19 protein-coding genes are annotated in these 17,627 nt (G+C 69.3%); 17 read left to right on the plus strand and 2 right to left on the minus strand.

From position 1 onward, the window contains the following. Positions 1-34 precede the first annotated feature (34 nt). Positions 35-1,225: an elongation factor Tu gene (tuf, locus tag nbrcactino_RS16970; RefSeq protein WP_161928638.1), complete on the plus strand. Its 1,191-nt coding sequence runs from the start codon at positions 35-37 to the stop codon at positions 1,223-1,225. A 76-nt stretch (positions 1,226-1,301) separates the two neighbouring features. Here the strand turns inward: tuf and nbrcactino_RS16975 are convergent, their stop codons facing one another. Continuing rightward, on the minus strand, positions 1,302-1,922 hold the full coding sequence (locus tag nbrcactino_RS16975; protein WP_371864615.1) for a DUF6882 domain-containing protein: 621 nt from the start codon (positions 1,920-1,922) through the stop codon (positions 1,302-1,304). Between nbrcactino_RS16975 and nbrcactino_RS16980 the strand changes: the two genes are divergently transcribed. The 3 genes from nbrcactino_RS16980 to nbrcactino_RS16990 all read left to right on the plus strand — a co-directional run bounded on the left by nbrcactino_RS16980 (position 1,917) and on the right by nbrcactino_RS16990 (position 5,743). After that, positions 1,917-2,666 (plus strand): alpha/beta fold hydrolase, encoded by a 750-nt coding sequence (locus nbrcactino_RS16980; protein ID WP_161928640.1) that lies wholly within the window; start codon positions 1,917-1,919, stop codon positions 2,664-2,666. The genes nbrcactino_RS16975 and nbrcactino_RS16980 overlap by 6 nt on opposite strands. A 105-nt stretch (positions 2,667-2,771) precedes the next feature. Then, a complete protein-coding gene (locus tag nbrcactino_RS16985; RefSeq protein ID WP_161928641.1) occupies positions 2,772-3,728 on the plus strand; it encodes an alpha/beta hydrolase in 957 nt (318 codons plus the stop codon). A gap of 110 nt (positions 3,729-3,838) precedes the next feature. Then, positions 3,839-5,743, plus strand: coding sequence for a vWA domain-containing protein (locus tag nbrcactino_RS16990; protein WP_161928323.1), 1,905 nt, complete (start codon positions 3,839-3,841; stop codon positions 5,741-5,743). Between the two features lie 19 nt (positions 5,744-5,762). On the opposite strand, the gene nbrcactino_RS16995 is transcribed toward nbrcactino_RS16990, so the two are convergent. Further along, positions 5,763-6,692, minus strand: a complete 930-nt coding sequence (locus tag nbrcactino_RS16995) for an oxygenase MpaB family protein (RefSeq protein WP_161928324.1) — start codon at positions 6,690-6,692, stop codon at positions 5,763-5,765. A gap of 123 nt (positions 6,693-6,815) precedes the next feature. Here nbrcactino_RS16995 and nbrcactino_RS17000 point away from each other — a divergent pair, with 123 nt between their 5' ends. The 13 genes from nbrcactino_RS17000 (at position 6,816) to nbrcactino_RS17060 (ending at position 17,561) form a co-directional block, all read left to right on the plus strand. Continuing rightward, positions 6,816-7,928 carry a carbohydrate kinase family protein gene (locus nbrcactino_RS17000; RefSeq protein WP_228460951.1) on the plus strand — a complete coding sequence of 371 codons (1,113 nt, stop codon included), beginning with the start codon at positions 6,816-6,818 and terminating at the stop codon, positions 7,926-7,928. A gap of 29 nt (positions 7,929-7,957) precedes the next feature. Continuing rightward, positions 7,958-8,719: a hypothetical protein gene (locus nbrcactino_RS17005; protein WP_161928326.1), complete on the plus strand. Its 762-nt coding sequence runs from the start codon at positions 7,958-7,960 to the stop codon at positions 8,717-8,719. Positions 8,720-8,769: 50 nt separating this feature from the next. Next, complete coding sequence (locus tag nbrcactino_RS17010; protein WP_371864593.1) at positions 8,770-9,678, plus strand: o-succinylbenzoate synthase; 909 nt, start codon at positions 8,770-8,772, stop codon at positions 9,676-9,678. A 107-nt stretch (positions 9,679-9,785) separates the two neighbouring features. Then, a complete protein-coding gene (locus nbrcactino_RS17015; protein ID WP_161928642.1) occupies positions 9,786-11,126 on the plus strand; it encodes a cytochrome P450 in 1,341 nt (446 codons plus the stop codon). Next, positions 11,123-11,710, plus strand: a complete 588-nt coding sequence (locus tag nbrcactino_RS17020) for a TetR/AcrR family transcriptional regulator (RefSeq protein ID WP_161928643.1) — start codon at positions 11,123-11,125, stop codon at positions 11,708-11,710. Before nbrcactino_RS17015 ends, nbrcactino_RS17020 begins: the two co-directional genes overlap by 4 nt. 27 nt (positions 11,711-11,737) lie before the next feature. Further along, positions 11,738-12,580 carry an SDR family oxidoreductase gene (locus nbrcactino_RS17025; protein ID WP_161928644.1) on the plus strand — a complete coding sequence of 281 codons (843 nt, stop codon included), beginning with the start codon at positions 11,738-11,740 and terminating at the stop codon, positions 12,578-12,580. After that, a complete protein-coding gene (locus nbrcactino_RS17030; RefSeq protein ID WP_161928645.1) occupies positions 12,577-13,134 on the plus strand; it encodes an Rv1363c family protein in 558 nt (185 codons plus the stop codon). The genes nbrcactino_RS17025 and nbrcactino_RS17030 overlap by 4 nt, the downstream gene beginning before the upstream one ends. Further along, on the plus strand, positions 13,131-13,631 hold the full coding sequence (locus tag nbrcactino_RS17035) for a hypothetical protein (protein ID WP_161928646.1): 501 nt from the start codon (positions 13,131-13,133) through the stop codon (positions 13,629-13,631). The genes nbrcactino_RS17030 and nbrcactino_RS17035 overlap by 4 nt, the downstream gene beginning before the upstream one ends. Continuing rightward, positions 13,628-14,227, plus strand: coding sequence for a hypothetical protein (locus nbrcactino_RS17040; protein ID WP_161928647.1), 600 nt, complete (start codon positions 13,628-13,630; stop codon positions 14,225-14,227). Before nbrcactino_RS17035 ends, nbrcactino_RS17040 begins: the two co-directional genes overlap by 4 nt. After that, positions 14,224-14,715 (plus strand): hypothetical protein, encoded by a 492-nt coding sequence (locus nbrcactino_RS17045; protein ID WP_161928648.1) that lies wholly within the window; start codon positions 14,224-14,226, stop codon positions 14,713-14,715. Before nbrcactino_RS17040 ends, nbrcactino_RS17045 begins: the two co-directional genes overlap by 4 nt. Positions 14,716-14,728: 13 nt before the next feature. Next, a complete protein-coding gene (locus tag nbrcactino_RS17050) occupies positions 14,729-15,955 on the plus strand; it encodes an NAD(P)/FAD-dependent oxidoreductase (RefSeq protein ID WP_161928649.1) in 1,227 nt (408 codons plus the stop codon). Further along, positions 15,955-16,680, plus strand: coding sequence for a DNA alkylation repair protein (locus nbrcactino_RS17055; protein WP_161928650.1), 726 nt, complete (start codon positions 15,955-15,957; stop codon positions 16,678-16,680). Before nbrcactino_RS17050 ends, nbrcactino_RS17055 begins: the two co-directional genes overlap by 1 nt. Positions 16,681-16,772: 92 nt before the next feature. Continuing rightward, the gene (locus nbrcactino_RS17060; protein ID WP_161928651.1) at positions 16,773-17,561 is read left to right on the plus strand and encodes an LLM class F420-dependent oxidoreductase; all 789 of its coding nucleotides are present in this window, start codon (positions 16,773-16,775) and stop codon (positions 17,559-17,561) included. The last annotated feature ends 66 nt before the right edge of the window (positions 17,562-17,627 follow it).

A 17,627-nucleotide genomic window follows, 5' to 3' on the forward strand; every position in this document is an offset into this window, starting at 1 on the left:
CACCCGACAGCGACAACAGTCCAGGAGGACACAAGTGGGCAAGGCGAAGTTCGAGCGGACCAAGCCGCACGTGAACATCGGCACCATCGGTCACGTCGACCACGGCAAGACCACCACCACGGCCGCCATCACCAAGGTGCTGGCCGACAAGTACCCGGATCTCAACGAGAGCTTCGCGTTCGACCAGATCGACAAGGCTCCTGAGGAGAAGGCTCGTGGTATCACGATCAACATCTCCCACGTCGAGTACCAGACCGACAAGCGCCACTACGCGCACGTCGACGCCCCGGGTCACGCCGACTACATCAAGAACATGATCACCGGTGCCGCCCAGATGGACGGTGCGATCCTGGTCGTGGCCGCCACCGACGGCCCGATGCCGCAGACCCGTGAGCACGTGCTGCTCGCGCGTCAGGTGGGTGTTCCTTACATCCTCGTCGCACTGAACAAGGCCGACATGGTCGACGACGAGGAGATCATGGAGCTCGTCGAGATGGAGGTCCGCGAGCTGCTGGGCGCCCAGGAGTTCGACGAGGACGCCCCGGTCATCCCGATCTCGGCGCTGAAGGCGCTCGAGGGCGACGAGAAGTGGGTCAAGTCCATCGAGGACCTCATGCAGGCCGTCGACGACTCGATCCCGGACCCGGTCCGCGAGACCGACAAGCCGTTCCTGATGCCCGTCGAGGACGTCTTCACCATCACCGGTCGTGGCACCGTCGTCACCGGTCGTGTGGAGCGCGGTCAGATCACGGTCAACGAGGAGGTCGAGATCGTCGGCATCCGCGAGGAGTCGCAGAAGACCACCGTCACCGGTATCGAGATGTTCCACAAGCTGCTCGACGAGGCTCAGGCTGGCGACAACGCCGGTCTGCTCCTGCGTGGCCTCAAGCGTGAGGACGTCGAGCGCGGTCAGGTCATCGTGAAGCCCGGCACCACCACTCCGCACACGGAGTTCGAGGGCCAGGCTTACATCCTGAGCAAGGACGAGGGCGGCCGTCACACGCCGTTCTTCAACAACTACCGTCCGCAGTTCTACTTCCGCACCACGGACGTGACCGGCGTCGTGACCCTCCCCGAGGGCACCGAGATGGTCATGCCGGGCGACAACACCGAGATGAGCGTCAAGCTCATCCAGCCGGTCGCCATGGACGAGGGCCTGCGCTTCGCGATCCGCGAGGGTGGCCGCACCGTTGGTGCCGGCCGCGTCACCAAGATCGTCAAGTGACCGATCTTCGGTAGCCACTGCGCTGAAACGGCGCCCATCCCTTCGGGGGTGGGCGCCGTTTCCCTTGTCGGGTCCGTCAGCCGCCGAGGCGCATCTTCAGGCCGGACAGCCGGTTGAGGTCGTCGTAGTCGGCGGTGGCGGTGAAGTGCTGCTGCGCGGCCGGGTCGGCGAGGGTGAAGGTCCGCCGGTCGTCGGTGACGGTGAGCGTCCAGGCCGGGTTGAGGCGGGTCAGCCCGTCCAGGCTCCAGGCGAGGTCGTCGAGCAAGCCGACGAAACGGGGGAGTCGGATCCCCACCTCGGTGACTGTGACCGGCGGCAGCGGCACCGAGAGGCCGGCGACCCGCAGCACGTACGGCACCTCCTCGGCGACGAACTGCTGGAGGCCGTTCTGCTCGCCGAAGGCCCGCAGTTGCGCGGCCAGCGGATCGGGGCCGACGAACTCGGCAACCTGCGGCGACCACCCCCACAGCAGCGTCGCCGGCCGGGCGGCCACCGATGCGATGACGTCGCAGTGCCCGGTGATCGGCTCGCGGCCGTTGCCGGTGAAAGCGATGCGGTGCGACGGCAGGTCGACGTCGTAGCGCCAGGATAGACCGCGACGGCGTCGGTCGGGCCGGTCGGTCGAGTGCTCGGATGAGGCCGCGCGGGCCTCCGGGTTGGGCCGCGACCAAGTCGGCCTAGGCTGGTCGACGTGCAGGTTGTGACGAGGGGATCATTGGAGCTGGCGGTCCGGACGTCGGGCCCGCCGACGGCGGTCCCGGTGTTGCTGGTCCACGGTATGGGCGGCGACCACACGACCTGGCGGGCCGTTGCGCGGGCGCTGCGGACGGCCGGTCGGCGGGTGGCAGCCGTCGACCTGCGCGGGCACGGCCGCAGCGGGCGTGCGGCCAGTTACCGGCTCGACGACTTCCGCGACGACCTGCGGTTCGTCGTCGACGATCTCGGCAGCGGCCGCGTCGACGTCATCGCACACTCCCTCGGTGCGCAGGCGGCCGTGCGCTGGGCGATGGCCGAACCCGACCGTGTGGGACGGATGGTGCTCGAAGAGCTGCCGCCGATGCCCCGCGACGATGCCGACTTGGCCGAAGACATCGAGCCCACCGCCAGCGCCGTCGACCGGGTCCGGGGACTGCTGGCCCTGGCCGCGGACCCGCGGCCGTTCCTCCGCTTCGACCGGCGGATCCCCGCCGAGGTCGGAGCCGAGTTCAAGCAGGCCGAGCCGTCGTGGTGGGACGGCCTGGCCGGGCTGGCGGCGCCCACCCTGGTGATCTCCGGCGGCGACCGCAGCTTCCTGCCGCCGCACCATTTGCAGACCGTCGCCGAGACCCTGCCCGACGGTGGTTTTACGACGATCAGCGCTGGCCACAGCGTTCATCGCGATCGGCCGCGCGAATTCCTCGACGCGGTGTTGGCGCACTTGGACGTGGATCTGCCCGGGTAAACATCACAAACCTCAATTTTCACAGTATTAACGCCAGGTCTCGATGCAGTTCGCATTGGGACACATCCCTTGTGGGCGTGGGGTCGCCGAAAATACGGTTCTGACGTGCACATATTTACGTCGTCGATTCCGTCTGCCCGTCGGGCCCTCGTCGCCGCCGTCGTCGTCGGCGCCGTGGTCGCCACGGGAGCGGTGGCCGCGCCGGCCGATGCCGTCGGGCGGTCGCGGTTCTACACCTCGGGGTGCGGGATGCCGACCTCGCCGGTGGACGTGTGGAAGCGCTCCAGCAACTACAAGACGGTGATCGCCCTCGACGGCCTGCGCGCCACCAACGACATGAGCGGCTGGCGCCACGAGACGAACATCGGCCGCCTCGCCGAGCGCGGCGTCAACGTCGTCGAGCCGATCGGTGGGCTGGCCAGCTTCTACACCGACTGGGATCGCAAGCCGGGAAACAAGCAACAGTTCCGCTACCGCTGGACGTGTCGCCTCAACCAGATCGTCCGCGAGCTCGACGCCCGCGGGATGGCCGCGGGCCGCTGGGGCAAATACGCGATCATGGGCATCTCGATGGGCGGCAACTCCGCCCTCACCTATGCCGCCTACCACCGCAACCGCATCTCGCACGCCTTCTCGATGTCGGGGTACCTGAACCTGTCGGCGCCGAGCATGCGCGAGAGCGTCAAGGTCGCGCTGATCGACGCCGGCAACGAGGCTGGCCGGGGTCCCTACAACGCCGACGACATGTGGGGCCCGCCATGGAGCAAACGCTGGATGGACAACGATCCGTTCAACCTGGCGCCCAAAATGCGGGGGATGAAGGTCCGGATCGCGGCGGCCACCGGGATACCCGGACGGTATGACGTCAACGCGGTGAACATGGTCAAGGGGGCGCCGCTGGAGACCGCCTCGGTGGCGCAGACCAAGGCGTTCGAGGCGCAGGCGATGGCCAACGGGCTGCGCCTGAGCACCGACTACCAGCCGGTGGGCACCCACGCCTGGGGCTACTGGCAAGAGGCAGTCTGGCGGGCCCAGCGCGACGGCTGGTTCCGCGACCGCTGACGAGGCGATTCACCTGTTTGGTCCAATTCTGGCGTATCTGCCCGCAGATGCCGAGGTGATGGGTGTCGTCGTTCCATACTGCGGTGGTGATTGCGCACCCGATTCGATGGATGGTTGTTCCGCTGGCCGCCACGCTGGCCCTGGCCGGGTGCTCGGTCGGCGGCGACGCGTCACCGACGACGGCCGGGGCGTCGGAAGCCGACCACAGCGTCGAAGCGGCCGCCGTCCCGACGATCATCGTGCTCGACGCCTCGGAGTCCATGCAGACTGCCGATGCGCCGGGGCGCAGGTGGGATGCGGCGACGAAGGCAGTCGACACCCTGGTCCACGGCCTGCCCGCAGGTACGAAGACCGGCGTGGTCGTGTTCGGTGCGCAGATGCCGGCCAAACGCACGCCACCCCACCGGGCCTGCGCGGACGTCAAGACCGTCCTACCCCTGGGCAAGCACGATCCGGCAGGGGTGACCGCGGCCCTGACCGGATTGGCGCCGCAGGGGTTCACCCCGATCGGGACGGCGCTGCAAGCGGCGGCGGCGATGCTGCCCGACTCCCCGGCATCGGTGGTCCTGGTGTCCGACGGAGAGTCGACCTGCGAGCCCGATCCCTGTGCGGCCACCGCGGAGATCCGTGCGAAGAATCCGAAAGTGACGATCAGCGCCGTCGGCCTGCGCACTGACGCCCAGTCGCTGCAATGTGTGGCGGGCAAAGGGGGCGGCATCTTCCTGACCGCCGACAATGCGGCCCAGTTGAGCGCACGGTTGCGGGCTGCGCAGAACGCGCCGGCGGCGCGGACAAGGCTGAACCCGGTCAAGCTGGGTAACGCGAAGATCGGTGACTCCCTCGACGAGGTCGCCGGCTCGATCCAGGGCTTCCCGCGCCGGGGTCGCCGCGACGGCGACCACCTCATCATCGTGTGGCAGGACTGCTCCTACGTCTTCGACGACAAGGGCAAGCTGATTGAGATCGCGCCAGGCGACCCACCCGGCTCGGCGGGGGTCACGATTGACGGGGTGGCTGCCGGGACGCCTGGCGCGCGGGCCGTCGAGCTGTACGGCAAACCTGTCGCCGAATCGGCGGGGTCAGCGGTTTTCGAGGCCGACAAGAAGGCGGGAACCGGCTATCGGATCGGCTACCGCGGGGCGCGTGTCGAGTCGGGCACGGTGACATCCGTCGTGTTGTGCCGCTGTCTTCCCGAGGCAACCGCGGCCAAACCCACACCGGTCCTCGGCCGGGACAAGTGGGAGAACTCGGCCTATGGCTTCGGTACCGCCCGCCCGGACGGCTTCTCCATCGCATCGACGGCGGCGAGTTCGGTGGGCGAGATCGTCTGGGAGTCCTGGGGCGGGAGCGAGGCCCTGGGTCGGGGGACCAGTCAGCAAAACGGAGCGGGCAACCCGAAGACCGTCCTCTGGGTTCGGGCATCGGACCTGGGGTGGTGTGATGGCGTGTGGGCCTACCGCGAGTTGGAGCGTTCGTCGTCGCGAGATCGATTCTCGGGCGAGGACAAGCGTGACATCTGCAACGGTGACCGCAGCGAACCGTCGAAGTCAACGCCGATAACGCTCAGTCCGAAGAGCAAGCTCACCTTCGGTGGTGCCGGTGGTGTGTACGTTGGGGACAACGCGTCGAAGATCCCCAGGACTTACGTGTCGAAGCAGGCGGCGGGGATGGGCGTGTTCGAGGCCGGAACTGAGTTCTACCACTTCGCCAAGCCGGAGAACGCCTATCAGAGCGACCGCGTCATCCGCGTCGGTCCCCGCGGCGAGATCCAGCAGTTCGAGTGGGACGAGACTGATCGAGGCGTCAAGATCGGCCAGACCGAAGCGCAGGTCCGATCCGCCTACAAGGACACCCCGTCGGCTCAGTGCTCGCTATATCCCCCGAAGATCTATGGCCTGTTCTTCACCGAGAAGGCCACCGGACGGATCGCGTTATTCGTGATCAACGACGGCAAGGTGACCCACATTCGCGCCGCGACCGACATCAAGGCCGACGTCCATTGCCCGTTTGAGTGACGGCTGCAGCGGGCTCGGGTCAGCCGTTGTGGATCTTGCGCGGGTCGACGCCGGTGCGCTCCCAGCCCTCGTTGGCCCACTGGAGGTAAAGCATCTTCATCGGCAGGCGGTTGAACACCGGGTTCATGGCCCGCATGAAGGCGGCGAAGCGGTCGAACCGCTTCTGCATGCGCGGGTTCCATTCCAGTTCGCAGACGTCGCGCATCTGCTGGGGCAGGGTCCCGACGATGACGGTGCGCATGAAGGCGTTCAACGGTACCGACACGACGCGCCACACCGGCTTGGGGATGAACGACGGCCCGGGGATCCCCTGGCGCAGGTAGCCGGTGGCGTAGACGATCGTCTTGGTGGGGACGAAGCGCTCCAGCATCGAGTCCCAGTACTCGCAGAACTCCGCGTAGGTCTGCGGCTGGCTGCGCGCACTCACGCCGTAGAGCTGGTACCAGACCTTCGACTCCTCGAAGATCTGCTCCTTCTCCGCCTCGCTGAGCCGTCGGATGAAGGTGTCGGTGATGAAGAGGACCTGGTCGACGAAGGTCGCGTGCGCCCAGTAGAACAGCTCCGGGTTCAGGGCGTGGTAGCGCGAACCGTCGCTGATCGTTCCCTTGATGTCGCGGTGGAAGTCGCGCACCCGGTGACCCCAGAGGTAGGGGTCGTCGGAGTAGACGGTGCGCATGATCGGCGGGCCGGATCGTTGGGCGCGGCCGAGGAAGTCGTTGAAGATGATCGAGTGGTCCTCAACGCCCTTCGCCAACTGCTCGATGCAGTTCTCGGTGCCGGCGAGTCGTTGGAAGCCCAAGACGCCACGGACGTCGCCGTAGAACTTCCAGACCAGCGAGTCCGCGCCGAGCCGCAGCTCCAGCGAGTCGATGTCGTCGTCGAACGTCGGGGCGCCGAGAATGCTGGGCTCGGCCTCGCGGACCCCGGTGTCGAAATTTTGGACTGTCATGTGACGCACGATACCCCGAGTTTGGAACAAGTGACAATATTTGTTCCAAAGGTGCGCCCGGCAAGAGTGCTGCGACTGGCTACACTATCTCGAATGTACGGTTTGAGATGGGGGACATTGATTGTGGCCGCAGCCTTGGGGCTGTGGGCGGTTTCGGTGTGGATTGCCGTCGATTCGGTGACGGCGACGGACTCGACGCTGTCGTTGGTCAACGCTGCGACCGCCGCCGCCGCTGCGACGGTGCTCGTCGCGGCCATGATCATCGTCAGCGCGCCATCGTCGCGGCGCCCGACGGTGGCGATGGCGGTGGTTCCCGCTGCCGGGTTGGATCTGCTGTACCTCTTCGTCGAAGCGCCCGGGGATTCGGTGATCGCCGCCTTGGCGTCTGGGCTGGCCATCGCCGGGTGGTCATTGGGACATCGGCGGCACCGCGCGGCATTGCTCGCCGCGCTCGTCGGCGGGTCGGCGGTGGGGATGGTCGGGTACCTCCAATACTCGTTCACCGGGCCCGCGGACCCCGGGCCGGCGGTCGCCGGAGCCGGTGCCCTGAGCCCGGGGGCAGCGGTCTTCTGGTTCACTTTCGGCCTGTACGCGGTGGTCTTGGCGCTCGCCGTGGCGGCGGTGTGGTTCGGCGTGTGGATCGATCGCCGCATCGGCGACAAGTCCGACGTCCACTCGGGCCGAGACAGTGACGAGACGCGGGTCTTCATCCTCGGGGCGACGGCCATGTCTCTTGGCGGCATCGCGGTGGGTGCCGTGGTGTTGTTCTGGCTTGTGGGCTCTGCCCTGCCGACCGCGATGGTCGTGATGGTGGCCGGTGCCGGCGTCGCGGCCTGCGGGGCGATCATGCTCGCCGCCGACCCGGCCGTACGACCCCGGGGATGGACGGCGGTGACGCTCGTGGTGGCGGCGCTCGTGGTGGTACTCGCCGATTCCTCGCCGGTGGGCGTATCCGGCCTTGCGTTGGGCGGAGGTCTGGCGGCGTGGTTCGTCGGGCGGCGCCGTCTGCCGGTCCTCGCCCTGGCGCCGGTGGCCGGATGCGTTCTGTTGGTGGAAGCGCAGGTCTTCTACTGGCTCATCGGTCAGCAGTGGCAGTCCCATTGGTACTTCGTCTCCATCGCCGTCGTTCTCGGTCTCCCGCTGACGTGGCTGGGGACGATCGGCGGATTCGCGCATTTGGGTGCCCGGGTCGACCCGCAGACGACCGATGCGGCAATCGGCGATGCGGCGGGGTAATGGTCGTTCGCGCGGCTAGGGTTTCTCCCATGTCGAGTCCCGTGCCCAACATCCGACCCTCTGCCCAGCTGGGATATCCAGCCCCACCCCCGCCGCGGCCGTCGGTGCCGGTGGCGGGCGGGCCAACACCGAAGCCGAGCGGCCGGGAGTCGGGGCTCCTCGGGGCGGCGGTCATCGGTGTGTACGTCCTCGGCGCCCTCGCCCACGCCCTCACGACGGTCATCGGCTTCCTCAGCGGCGGCGGCAACGATATCCTCTTCTCCGCCGATACCGCGGTGATGGTCCTTGCCGAGGTCGCCGTGATCGGGCTGGTGCTCGTCGCGGCCCTACGCCGGCGGGCGGCGGTGGCGATCATCCTCGCCGTCGCCGTGGTGGTGCGGATTCCCGTGTGGTTGTTCCTGGCGAAGTCACTGTTCGACTACGGGCTCTTCGGCGGGTACGACATGACCTGGGTGTACACGTGGGGCCTCACGGTCGATTTCGGGGTGGCGATCGCCCTGGTGATGGCCGCCTGGTACCTGGGGCGCCGCCGCAGCCCCGTGCCCGTGGTTCTCGCCCCCGTTGCCGGATTGATGGTGGCGCTCGCAACGTGGGGGACCGGCCGACTGCTCGGACACTGGCATATCAACTACGCCGGTAACTCCGACATGGAGTTCCGGACCGAACTGGCGGTCCGGTCCGCCTCCTTAACCGTGGCGAACGTCATCGTGGTGGTTGCGCTGGTCGTCGGATTCGCGTGGCTGGGCGTCGCCCTCGACCGTCGCGCCCCGGCCGGGCCGCCACCGTTGTGATCGCGCCCCTCGAGAACCTCCTCGCCACCGCGGTCGTCGTGTCCCTGCCCATGCGGGTCCGGTTCCGCGGCATCACCGTGCGGGAGGCCGTCCTCTTCCGCGGTCCGGCCGGGTGGGGTGAGTTCTCGCCGTTCGTCGAATACGACGACGAGGAGGCGTCGGCGTGGCTGGCCGCCGGGATCGAGGCGGCTTGGTTGGGCCCGCCGACCCCGGTGCGCGCGGCGGTCGAGGTCAATGCGACGGTCCCCGCGGTGCCGGCCGAGGAGGTCGCGCAGATCCTGGCCCGCTTCCCCGGCGCGCGCACGGCCAAGGTCAAGGTGGCCGAGAAGGGGCAACGCCTCGAGGACGACGTGGCGCGCGTGGCCGCCGTGCGAGAGTTGGTCGAGAAGGTGCGCGTCGACGCCAACGGTGGGTGGACCGTCGACGAGGCGGTCACCGCCATCGGGGCGCTCGGCGACCTGGAATACGTCGAACAGCCGTGTCGGACCATCGACGAGCTCGCCCGGGTGCGCCGCGCGGTCGCGACGCCCATCGCCGCCGACGAATCGATCCGCAAGGCCGACGACCCGCTGCGCGTCGTCGCCGCCGACGCCGCCGACATCGCGGTGGTCAAGGTCGCGCCCCTGGGCGGGATGCGGCGCGTGCTGGCGCTGGCCGAACAGATCCCGCTACCGATCGTCGTGTCCAGCGCGCTAGACACCGCCGTCGGGATCGGTGCCGGCGTGGCGACCGCGGCCGCCCTGCCGCGGCTCGACCATGCATGCGGGCTGGGGACCGGCGCGCTCTTCGTCGACGATGTGACGGCCGATCCGTTTGTCCCGACGGACGCGATGCTGTCCCCGCGGCGGGTGGAGGTGTCGGACCCCCCGCGGGCCGATCCGGCACGGCAACGGTGGTGGCTCGACCGCCTGCGCCGGTGTTATGCGCTGGTCGCAGACGCGGGCAACACCCCAGTTTGAAACAAAGCGTTCCATTTGTTCCAATAGCGGGTACAGTGAGAGATAGGCCACAGCCGGTCTGTCGCGCGCCCGGACTCCGGGTGCGTCAATCGAACGGAGATCCGCTCATGACTACGGTATTCGCCCAGGCCCCCGCGGGGAGCGACCTGCGAGACATCCCCGGCAACCCGCGCAACGGTGTGCTGGAGATCCTGCGGATGCGCCACGACCCGTTCACCTTCGCCGAGACCCGGCGCGAGGAGTTCGGCGACGTCTCGGCGATGAGCGCCTTCGGGATCAAGATGGTGACCTGCGCCGGCGCGGACGCCGCCCAGGAAATCCTGATGAACAAGGACAAGGCCTTCGCCAACGGCCCGGCGTGGAGCTACTTCATCGGCCCCTTCTTCAACCGCGGCGTGATGCTGCTCGACTTCGACGAGCACCGCCACCACCGCCACATCCTGCAGCAGGCCTTCACCCCGAAGGTGCTCAAGGGCTACTTCGATGAGATGCAGCCGGTCATCATCGACCGCGTCGCCAACCTCCCGACCGGCCGGGTCACGATGCTCGACCAGTTCAAGGAGCTGACCCTCGATGTCGCGTTGGAGGTCTTCCTCGGCGTCGAACTGCCCAAGGCCGAGGCCGACAAGCTCAACAAGGCCTTCATCGAGACGGTCCGTGCCGGCGTCGCCCTGGTGCGCAAGCCGATCCCGCCGGGGCGGTGGTGGAAGGGCGTGCGCTCCCGCAAGATCCTCGAGGAGTTCTTCTACGAGCACATCCCGGCCAAGCGGGCGAAGCAAACCCCCGACCTGTTCTCGGTGCTGTGCCACGCGGAGAGCGACGAGGGGCACACCTTCACCGACGAGGACATCGTCAACCACATGATCTTCGTGCTCATGGCGGCCCACGACACCTCGACCATCACCATGACCCAGATGGCCTACAACATGGCCAAGAACCCGGCGTGGCAGGAGCGGGCGCGCGAGCAGTCCCTGGCACTGCCCGCCGTCTTGGAATACGACGACCTGGGCGAGTTCGACATCGTCGACCGCATCATGCGCGAATCGCTGCGGCTGTGCCCGCCGGTGCCGGCCCAGCCCCGGACGGCGGTCAAGGACACCCAGGTGCAGGGCTACTTCATCCCGGAGGGGACGCTGGTGGTGGTTCCGCAGATGACCAACCACCGCGACGAGCAGTTCTTCCCGCACCCCGAGGTCTTCGACCCAGATCGCTACACCGCGGAGCGTGCGGAGGACAAGGCGCACCGATTCGCGTGGACCCCGTTCGGAGGCGGTGTGCACAAGTGCATCGGCCTGTATTTTGGCCAGATGGAGATCAAAACGATCATGCACAACCTGCTGCGCGATTTCGAGTGGTCGGTCCCGTCCGACTACGTGATTCCGATGGACTGGAGCGCGCTGCCGGTGCCCAAGGACCACCTGCCCGTCACGTTGTCGCGACGCGCATGACCGGGCGCAAGGCGCGCTCCACGGCCACCGTCGAGGACCAGGAGTCGGCGATCATCGCCGCGGCGGCCAGCGAGTTCGCCGCGGTCGGGATCCGCCGCGCCAACATGGACGAGGTCGCGGTCGCCGCCGGGGTCAGCCGGTCCACCCTGTATCGACGCTTCCCGAACAAGGACAGCCTGCTGCTGGCCGTCGCCGCCGACACCTATGAGAAGGGCATGGTCCGACTCGAGGCGGCGGTGATCGGGCTGGGCCCGCGCGAGGCGGTCGTCGAGGCCTTCGCCACCGGTGCGGAGATGGTGAGCACCGATCCGCTGCTCAGCCGTATGGTGCTCGAGGACTACGAGGTCCGCAACGTGACCTCGTCGATGAACACCATCTTCATCCAGATGGTCACCGATCGCGTCGCGCAGACCCTGCGCGCCACCGGAGCGACCATGCCTGAAGACAAACTCCTCCAAGCCGTCGAACTGCATGTGCGCCTGGTCATCTCCTACCTGGAGAACCCGGTATCGGACCCGACGAGGAGCACGACCGAGTACGCGCGCGGCATGGCCGCGGAGTTCCTCGCCCCGATGATCTACTGAGCGACCACAGACCCAGGAGAACCTTCAGTGAAGTTTGGATCCAAACCCGCCCCGACCGCGGACGCCCTGCGTGACAAGGTCGTCGCGGTGACCGGCGGTGCCCGCGGCATCGGTTTCGAGACCGCGACGCAGCTCTTCGCCGCGAAGGCCCGCGTGGTGATCGGCGACATCGACGGCGACGCCGTCGGCAAGGCCGCCGCCGACCTCGGGATCGAGGGGATCGAACTCGACGTCACCTCGCCGGAGTCGATCGAGGCATTCCTCGACGAGGCGGAGAAGCGCGTCGGCCCGGTCGACGTGCTCATCAACAACGCGGGGATCATGCCGGTGGGCCCGTTCCTCAACTACGACGCGGCGCTGATCCGGCGCACCATCGAGATCGATCTGCTGGGGGTCATCTGGGGGTCGCAGGCGGCCGCGAAACGGATGGTCGCCCGCGGGCACGGACATATCGTCAACGTCGCGTCGGTCGCCGGGCGGCTGCCGATGCCCGGGCTCACCGTGTACAACGCGGCCAAGGCCGGGGTCATCGAGTTCTCCGAGGCGCTGGCCGCCGAGCTCGCCGACTCGGGCGTCGCGGTGTCGTCGATCCTGCCGTCGTTCACCAACACCGGACTGATCAGCGGGTTGGAGACCAACCGCTACATCCGCATCGTCGAACCCGAGGTGGTGGCCGCGCAGGTCGTCGCGACGGTGATCAAGCCGCAGGTGCGCACGGCCGCACCCCGGTCGATGGGCTGGGTGCACGCCAACACGATCATGCCGCAGGCGCTCAAGCGCCGGACGCGCAAGATGACCGGCCTGGACCACATCTTCCTCAACTACGACAGCTCGTCGCGGGCCGAGTACAACAAGCGCATCGGCCAGTGACGGAGGGGGTGCAGACGCCCGCGTCGCGCGACCGCGAGTTGGTGGCCGCCGAGCGGCGGGAGCGGCAGAGTTATCTCGCCCTGGCGGGCGGGACGGAAAGCCGGTGGCCCCGCCTACTCCTCGTACTCGCGGCGCTCGCCGCCGTCACCGGGCTGGTCGCGGCGGTGATCGCCGGTCGCGGCCCCAGCGACGACGACTTCCAGCGCGCCGCGGCCCAGCGGGTCGGTGCGCTGCTCACCGTCGACCCCGGCCACCCCGACCGAGCCAAGCGCATCCTCGCCGGGGCGACCGGCGAGTTCCACGACGAGTTCGCGCAGTCCGCCGACGCCTATACGCGGTTCGTCCGGTCGGCCGGCACCGTGTCGGACGGACGCGTCACCGGTACCGGGCTCACCGCCCGTCGCGACAACAGCGCCGAGGTGCTCGTCGCGGCATCGGTGGACCTCGCCGCCTCCAGGACCGCTCCGGCGCGCAGCACCGACTTCCGGTTGCGCGTGGTGGTCGTCGACGAGGGCGGGGCGTTCAAACTCGCGAAAGTGCAGTACCTCCCGTGACCCGGGCCGGCGCCGCCGCCGATGCCGCCGCGGCCGTCGTGGACCGCCGCCGGCTGGTCTTCGTGGCGGCGGCAGCCGTGGTCGCCCTCGCCGCCCTGGCCGTCCTCGTCGGGCAGGTGGCCGGGGTGCGCGCCGCCGCCGACGAGCGGGCCCAGCGCAACGCCGTGCGCGCGGCCGCGCCGTCGATCATCGCCGGCGTCTTCGACCACACCCCGACCACCGTTGCCGCGGACAGCCGACGCGCCCGCACACTGGTCAGTGACGAGTTCGCCGCGGCCAACGCGGCTGCCCTGAGCGGCGACCGGATCGGTGCGGCCCGGTGGCGCACGCGGTCGGTCGGGGTCGGCGAGTCCGGCCGGGACTGGGTCGACGCCGTCGCCGTCGTCACGGTCACCGATCCGCGGAACCCGGCCTTCACCGACGACCGGATCGTCGCGGTGCGGTTCGTGTCTCGCGACGGGCGTTGGCTGCTCGACTCGGTGGAGCGCATCCGGTGACCGCGCCGGGCGGACCGGTCCGCACCAGGGAACGCGACGCCGCGCTGCGCCGCTGGCGGTCGGCGCGCATCGCGGCCGGCCCCGCGCTGCGGCGACGGGCGCAGCAGCGCCGCGCGCGGTTGCTCGTCGGGCTGCGCGCCGCGGTCGTCGTGGCGACCCTGGCCGTGGTCGCCGTCATCGTCATGGCCTTCGTCTCCCACCGCGACACCGCCGCGACCGAGCGCGGGGAACAAGCGCAGGCCGCCGCCCGCTCCGCGCTGACCACCATGCTCACCGCCGACCCGGCCAAGGCCCAGGCCTACGCCGACGCGGTGCTGGCGGTGACCACCGGCGAGCAACGCCGGCGGATCGAGGCGGGCCGCGCCGAACTCGTCGGCGAGATCGCCCGGCAGACCGGGCCGTCGACCGGGCAGGTGCTCTCGGTGACCCTCGTCGACGAGCCGCGCACCGACGGGGACGTCACCGTCCTCGTCGTCGCCGAAGCCACCAACCCGCAACTCATCGGGGCCGACACCACCGCCAAGCGGATTCCGGTCGTGGTGACGATGAGCCGGGTCGACGGGCATTGGCTCGTGGCGAAGGCGAGGCAGGCGTGACCCGGCGGGCGGTCGTGACGACCGCATTCGCCGCGGTGCTGGCGGTGGTCGCCGCGCTCGCGTGGTGGCACGCGATCGACCGGCCCGACGGGAAGGCAGCGGCCCGATCCGCGGTCATGGCCGCCGCCGCGCAGGCCACCACCACACTGATGACGCAGCGCCCCGGCGACCCCGCGGTGCGCGGCGACGTCGCGGCCGTGCTGACCGGTCGCCTGGCCGACGAATACGCCAGCCAGGGGGCCGACGTGGTGCTCCCGGGGGCCCTCGGCCAGCAGATGAGCCTGACCGCGCGGGTGGTCGGAACCGGGGTCGCCGACCTGCACGGATCCCGCGCCCGGGTGCTGCTTTTCGTCGATCTGTGGGCGGCGCCGAAGGCCGCTGCGGGTCAACCGGAGAGGGTAGCCTTGGTCCGCTGGGCGGCGATGCGTAATGTCGACGGGACGTGGCTGCTCGCGGGGCTCACCCCGGTGGGCGGAGCGGTGTCCTGAGGAGAGGGGTGGCATGTCGGAGAAGCTTGACGCCGGAGCGACGGTGGTGATCGTGGGGGCCGGTCTCGGCGGAGTCCGCGTGGCCGAGAACCTGCGCACCGGAGGGCACCAGGGGCCCGTCGTGATGATCGGTGCCGAGACGCACCCGCCCTACGACCGGCCGCCGCTGTCGAAGAAGGTCCTCACCGAACCGGCCGGCCGCCCCGACCTGAAACCCGATGAGTTCTACACGGATTCGTCGATCGAGCTGCGCACCGGCGAGCATGTCGACGCCGTCGACGCGGCGGCCAAAACGGTCACCGTGTCGCGGGCCGACGGCTCGACGTATGAGCAGCCCTACGACGCGCTCGTCCTCGCGACCGGGCTGTTGCCGCGGGAGTTTCCCGGCGCCGAGGGCGTCGACGGCGTGTACACCCTGCGGACCATCGACGACGCGGAGAAGCTGCGCGGCGCGATCGGGGAGCACCCCGACGGCGCGGCCGTGGTGATCGGCGCCGGGTTCATCGGCTGTGAGACCGCCGCGAGCCTGCACACCCTGGGAATGAGCGTCACCCTCGTCGAACCCGCCCCGACGCCGCTGGCCCAGGCCGTCGGCACCGAGATCGGCGGGTTGGTCACGCGCCAGCACACCGACAAGGGGGTGACGGTGCGGTCGGGGATCGGCGTGGACGAGATCGTCACCGACGGCGCCTCGGTCACCGGGGTCCGGCTCTCCGACGGGCAGACCGTGCCCGCCGACCTCGTGGTCGTCGGGATCGGGTCCACGCCGGTGGTCGGCTTCCTCGACGGCTCGGGCATCGAGTTGGCCAGCCGCGAAGTCGGCGGCGGTATCGCCTGCAACGAGGTCGGCCGCGCCAGCGCCGAGGGCGTGTTCGCCGTCGGCGACGTGGCGAATTGGCGCGACCACGGCGGCACGCAGGTGCGCGCCGAGCACTGGAACCACACCGTGGAGCAGGCGGCGATCGTCGCCGCGGCGCTGCTGGGCACCGACCACGCCGTCGTGCCCGCCGTGCCGTACTTCTGGAGCGACCAGTACGACCTGAAGATTCAGGTGCTGGGCTGGCCGAAGGCCGACGACGAGGTCCACGTCGTCTCCGACGACGGCAACAAGTGGCTCGCCTACTTCAGCCGCGACGGAATGCTCACCGCCGTTGCCGGGGCGGGCAAGGTCGGCGCGGTCATGAAGACCCGGCCCAAGCTGCTCACCCCGACGCCGATCGCCGACGTCCTGCCGGACTGATGGCGCCGGCGCTCGCGGCACCGCAGATCCGCGGGACGGTCCTGGCCGCTGGCGATTCCGAGCGCGCCGAGTCGTCGGCCTGGTTCTTCAAGACCGGGCCCGGTGAATACGGCGAGAGCGACGTCTTCGCCGGGGTGACGGTGCCGGCGTTGCGCCGCCTGGCGCGCGGGTTTCGGGGGGTGTCGCCCTCGGTGGTGACCGAACTGCTCGCCGACGAGGTGCACGAGGTCCGGCTCATCGCGTTGATCCTGATGGTCGGCGAATTCGACCGCGCGTCGGCCGACGGGCGCGCCGAGTGGGTGCAGTGCTACCGGGACGGCATCGCCGCCGGGCGCGTGAACAACTGGGACCTGGTGGATTCCTCGGCCCGGCAGATCCTCGGCGCATGGTGCCTGGCACGCGGCGACGACGCGGAGCTGCTCGACTACGCGCGCCGGGAATCGTTGTGGGACAGGCGGGTCGGGATCATCGGCACGCACGCGTATCTGTGGGTGGGGGAGGCGTCGGCGACGCTGGCGGTCGCCCCGCTCGTCATCGACGACCGCCGCGACCTGATCCAGAAGGCCCTGGGCTGGATGCTGCGCGAGATGGGCAAGCGGGTGTCGCGGGAGTCGCTGACCGCCTATCTTGACGAGCGCGCACCCGAGTTGGGGCGGACCGCCCTGAGTTACGCCGTCGAGCACCTGCCGCCCGAGCAGCGTGCGCATTACCGCTCCCTGCGCTAATCGCCGACTGGGCCCTCATTTCCGCCGACTGGGCCCAAGATTTCATCGAGTGGGCCCTCAATCCCGTCGGTTGGGCCCGTACGATCAGCGCCATGGCCATTCGCATCGGCGTCCAGATCCAGCCGCAACAGGCACCCGACTACCAGCTGATCCGCGACGCGGTGCTGCGCGCCGAGGATCTCGGCGTCGACGTGGTCTTCAACTGGGACCACTTCTTCCCGCTCTACGGCGACGCCGACGGGCCGCACTTCGAGTGCTGGACCATGTTGGGCGCGTGGGCCGAACAGACCTCGCGGGTGGAGTTCGGCGCGCTGGTCACCTGCAACTCCTACCGGAACCCGGAGCTGCTGGCCGATATGGCGCGCACCGTCGACCACATCAGCGGCGGCCGGGTGATCCTCGGGATCGGGTCGGGATGGTTCGAGCGCGACTATGACGAGTACGGCTACGAGTTCGGCACCGCCGGATCGCGCCTCGACGACCTGGGTGCGGCCATGCCGCGGATCGTCGACCGGTGGGGCAAGCTCAATCCGCCGCCGACGCGCAAGATCCCGGTGCTGATCGGCGGCGGAGGCGAGCGCAAGACGCTGCGCATCGTCGCCGAGTACGGCGACATCTGGCATTCGTTCGCCGACGCCGAGGCCTACCGCCACAAGTCGGAGGTGCTGGCCCGGCACTGCGCCGACGTCGGGCGGGACCCGGCGCAGATCGAGCGGTCGGTGGCCGTCGGCGGGAAGGGCAAGACGGTCGACGACGTGCTGCGCCAAGCCGACGAGATGGCCGAACTGGGCGTCGGACTGATCACCGCCGACGCCGGTGGGCCGCGATACAACCTGGACCGCGTCGAGGCGCTGTGCCGCTGGCGCGATCAGCGCAGCTGAGTTCAGTTCGGCGGGGATCCGTTAGCGATTGTCCTCGCTTTCCGATCACAACCGCCAACTGATCGA

Origin of the sequence: Gordonia crocea, assembly GCF_009932435.1 — a bacterium.
Taxonomy (GTDB): domain Bacteria; phylum Actinomycetota; class Actinomycetes; order Mycobacteriales; family Mycobacteriaceae; genus Gordonia; species Gordonia crocea.

Bases quoted from the DNA above. Each gene is read 5' to 3' on its own strand.
- nbrcactino_RS16990 (WP_161928323.1), top strand. From the start codon at position 3,839: ATGGTTGTTCCGCTGGCCGCCACGCTGGCCCTGGCCGGGTGCTCGGTC.
- nbrcactino_RS16995 (WP_161928324.1), bottom strand. From the start codon at position 6,692: ATGACAGTCCAAAATTTCGACACCGGGGTCCGCGAGGCCGAGCCCAGC.
- nbrcactino_RS17005 (WP_161928326.1), top strand. From the start codon at position 7,958: ATGTCGAGTCCCGTGCCCAACATCCGACCCTCTGCCCAGCTGGGATAT.
- nbrcactino_RS17010 (WP_371864593.1), top strand. From the start codon at position 8,770: ATGCGGGTCCGGTTCCGCGGCATCACCGTGCGGGAGGCCGTCCTCTTC.
- nbrcactino_RS17015 (WP_161928642.1), top strand. From the start codon at position 9,786: ATGACTACGGTATTCGCCCAGGCCCCCGCGGGGAGCGACCTGCGAGAC.
- nbrcactino_RS17020 (WP_161928643.1), top strand. From the start codon at position 11,123: ATGACCGGGCGCAAGGCGCGCTCCACGGCCACCGTCGAGGACCAGGAG.
- nbrcactino_RS17050 (WP_161928649.1), top strand. From the start codon at position 14,729: ATGTCGGAGAAGCTTGACGCCGGAGCGACGGTGGTGATCGTGGGGGCC.
- nbrcactino_RS17055 (WP_161928650.1), top strand. From the start codon at position 15,955: ATGGCGCCGGCGCTCGCGGCACCGCAGATCCGCGGGACGGTCCTGGCC.
- nbrcactino_RS17060 (WP_161928651.1), top strand. From the start codon at position 16,773: ATGGCCATTCGCATCGGCGTCCAGATCCAGCCGCAACAGGCACCCGAC.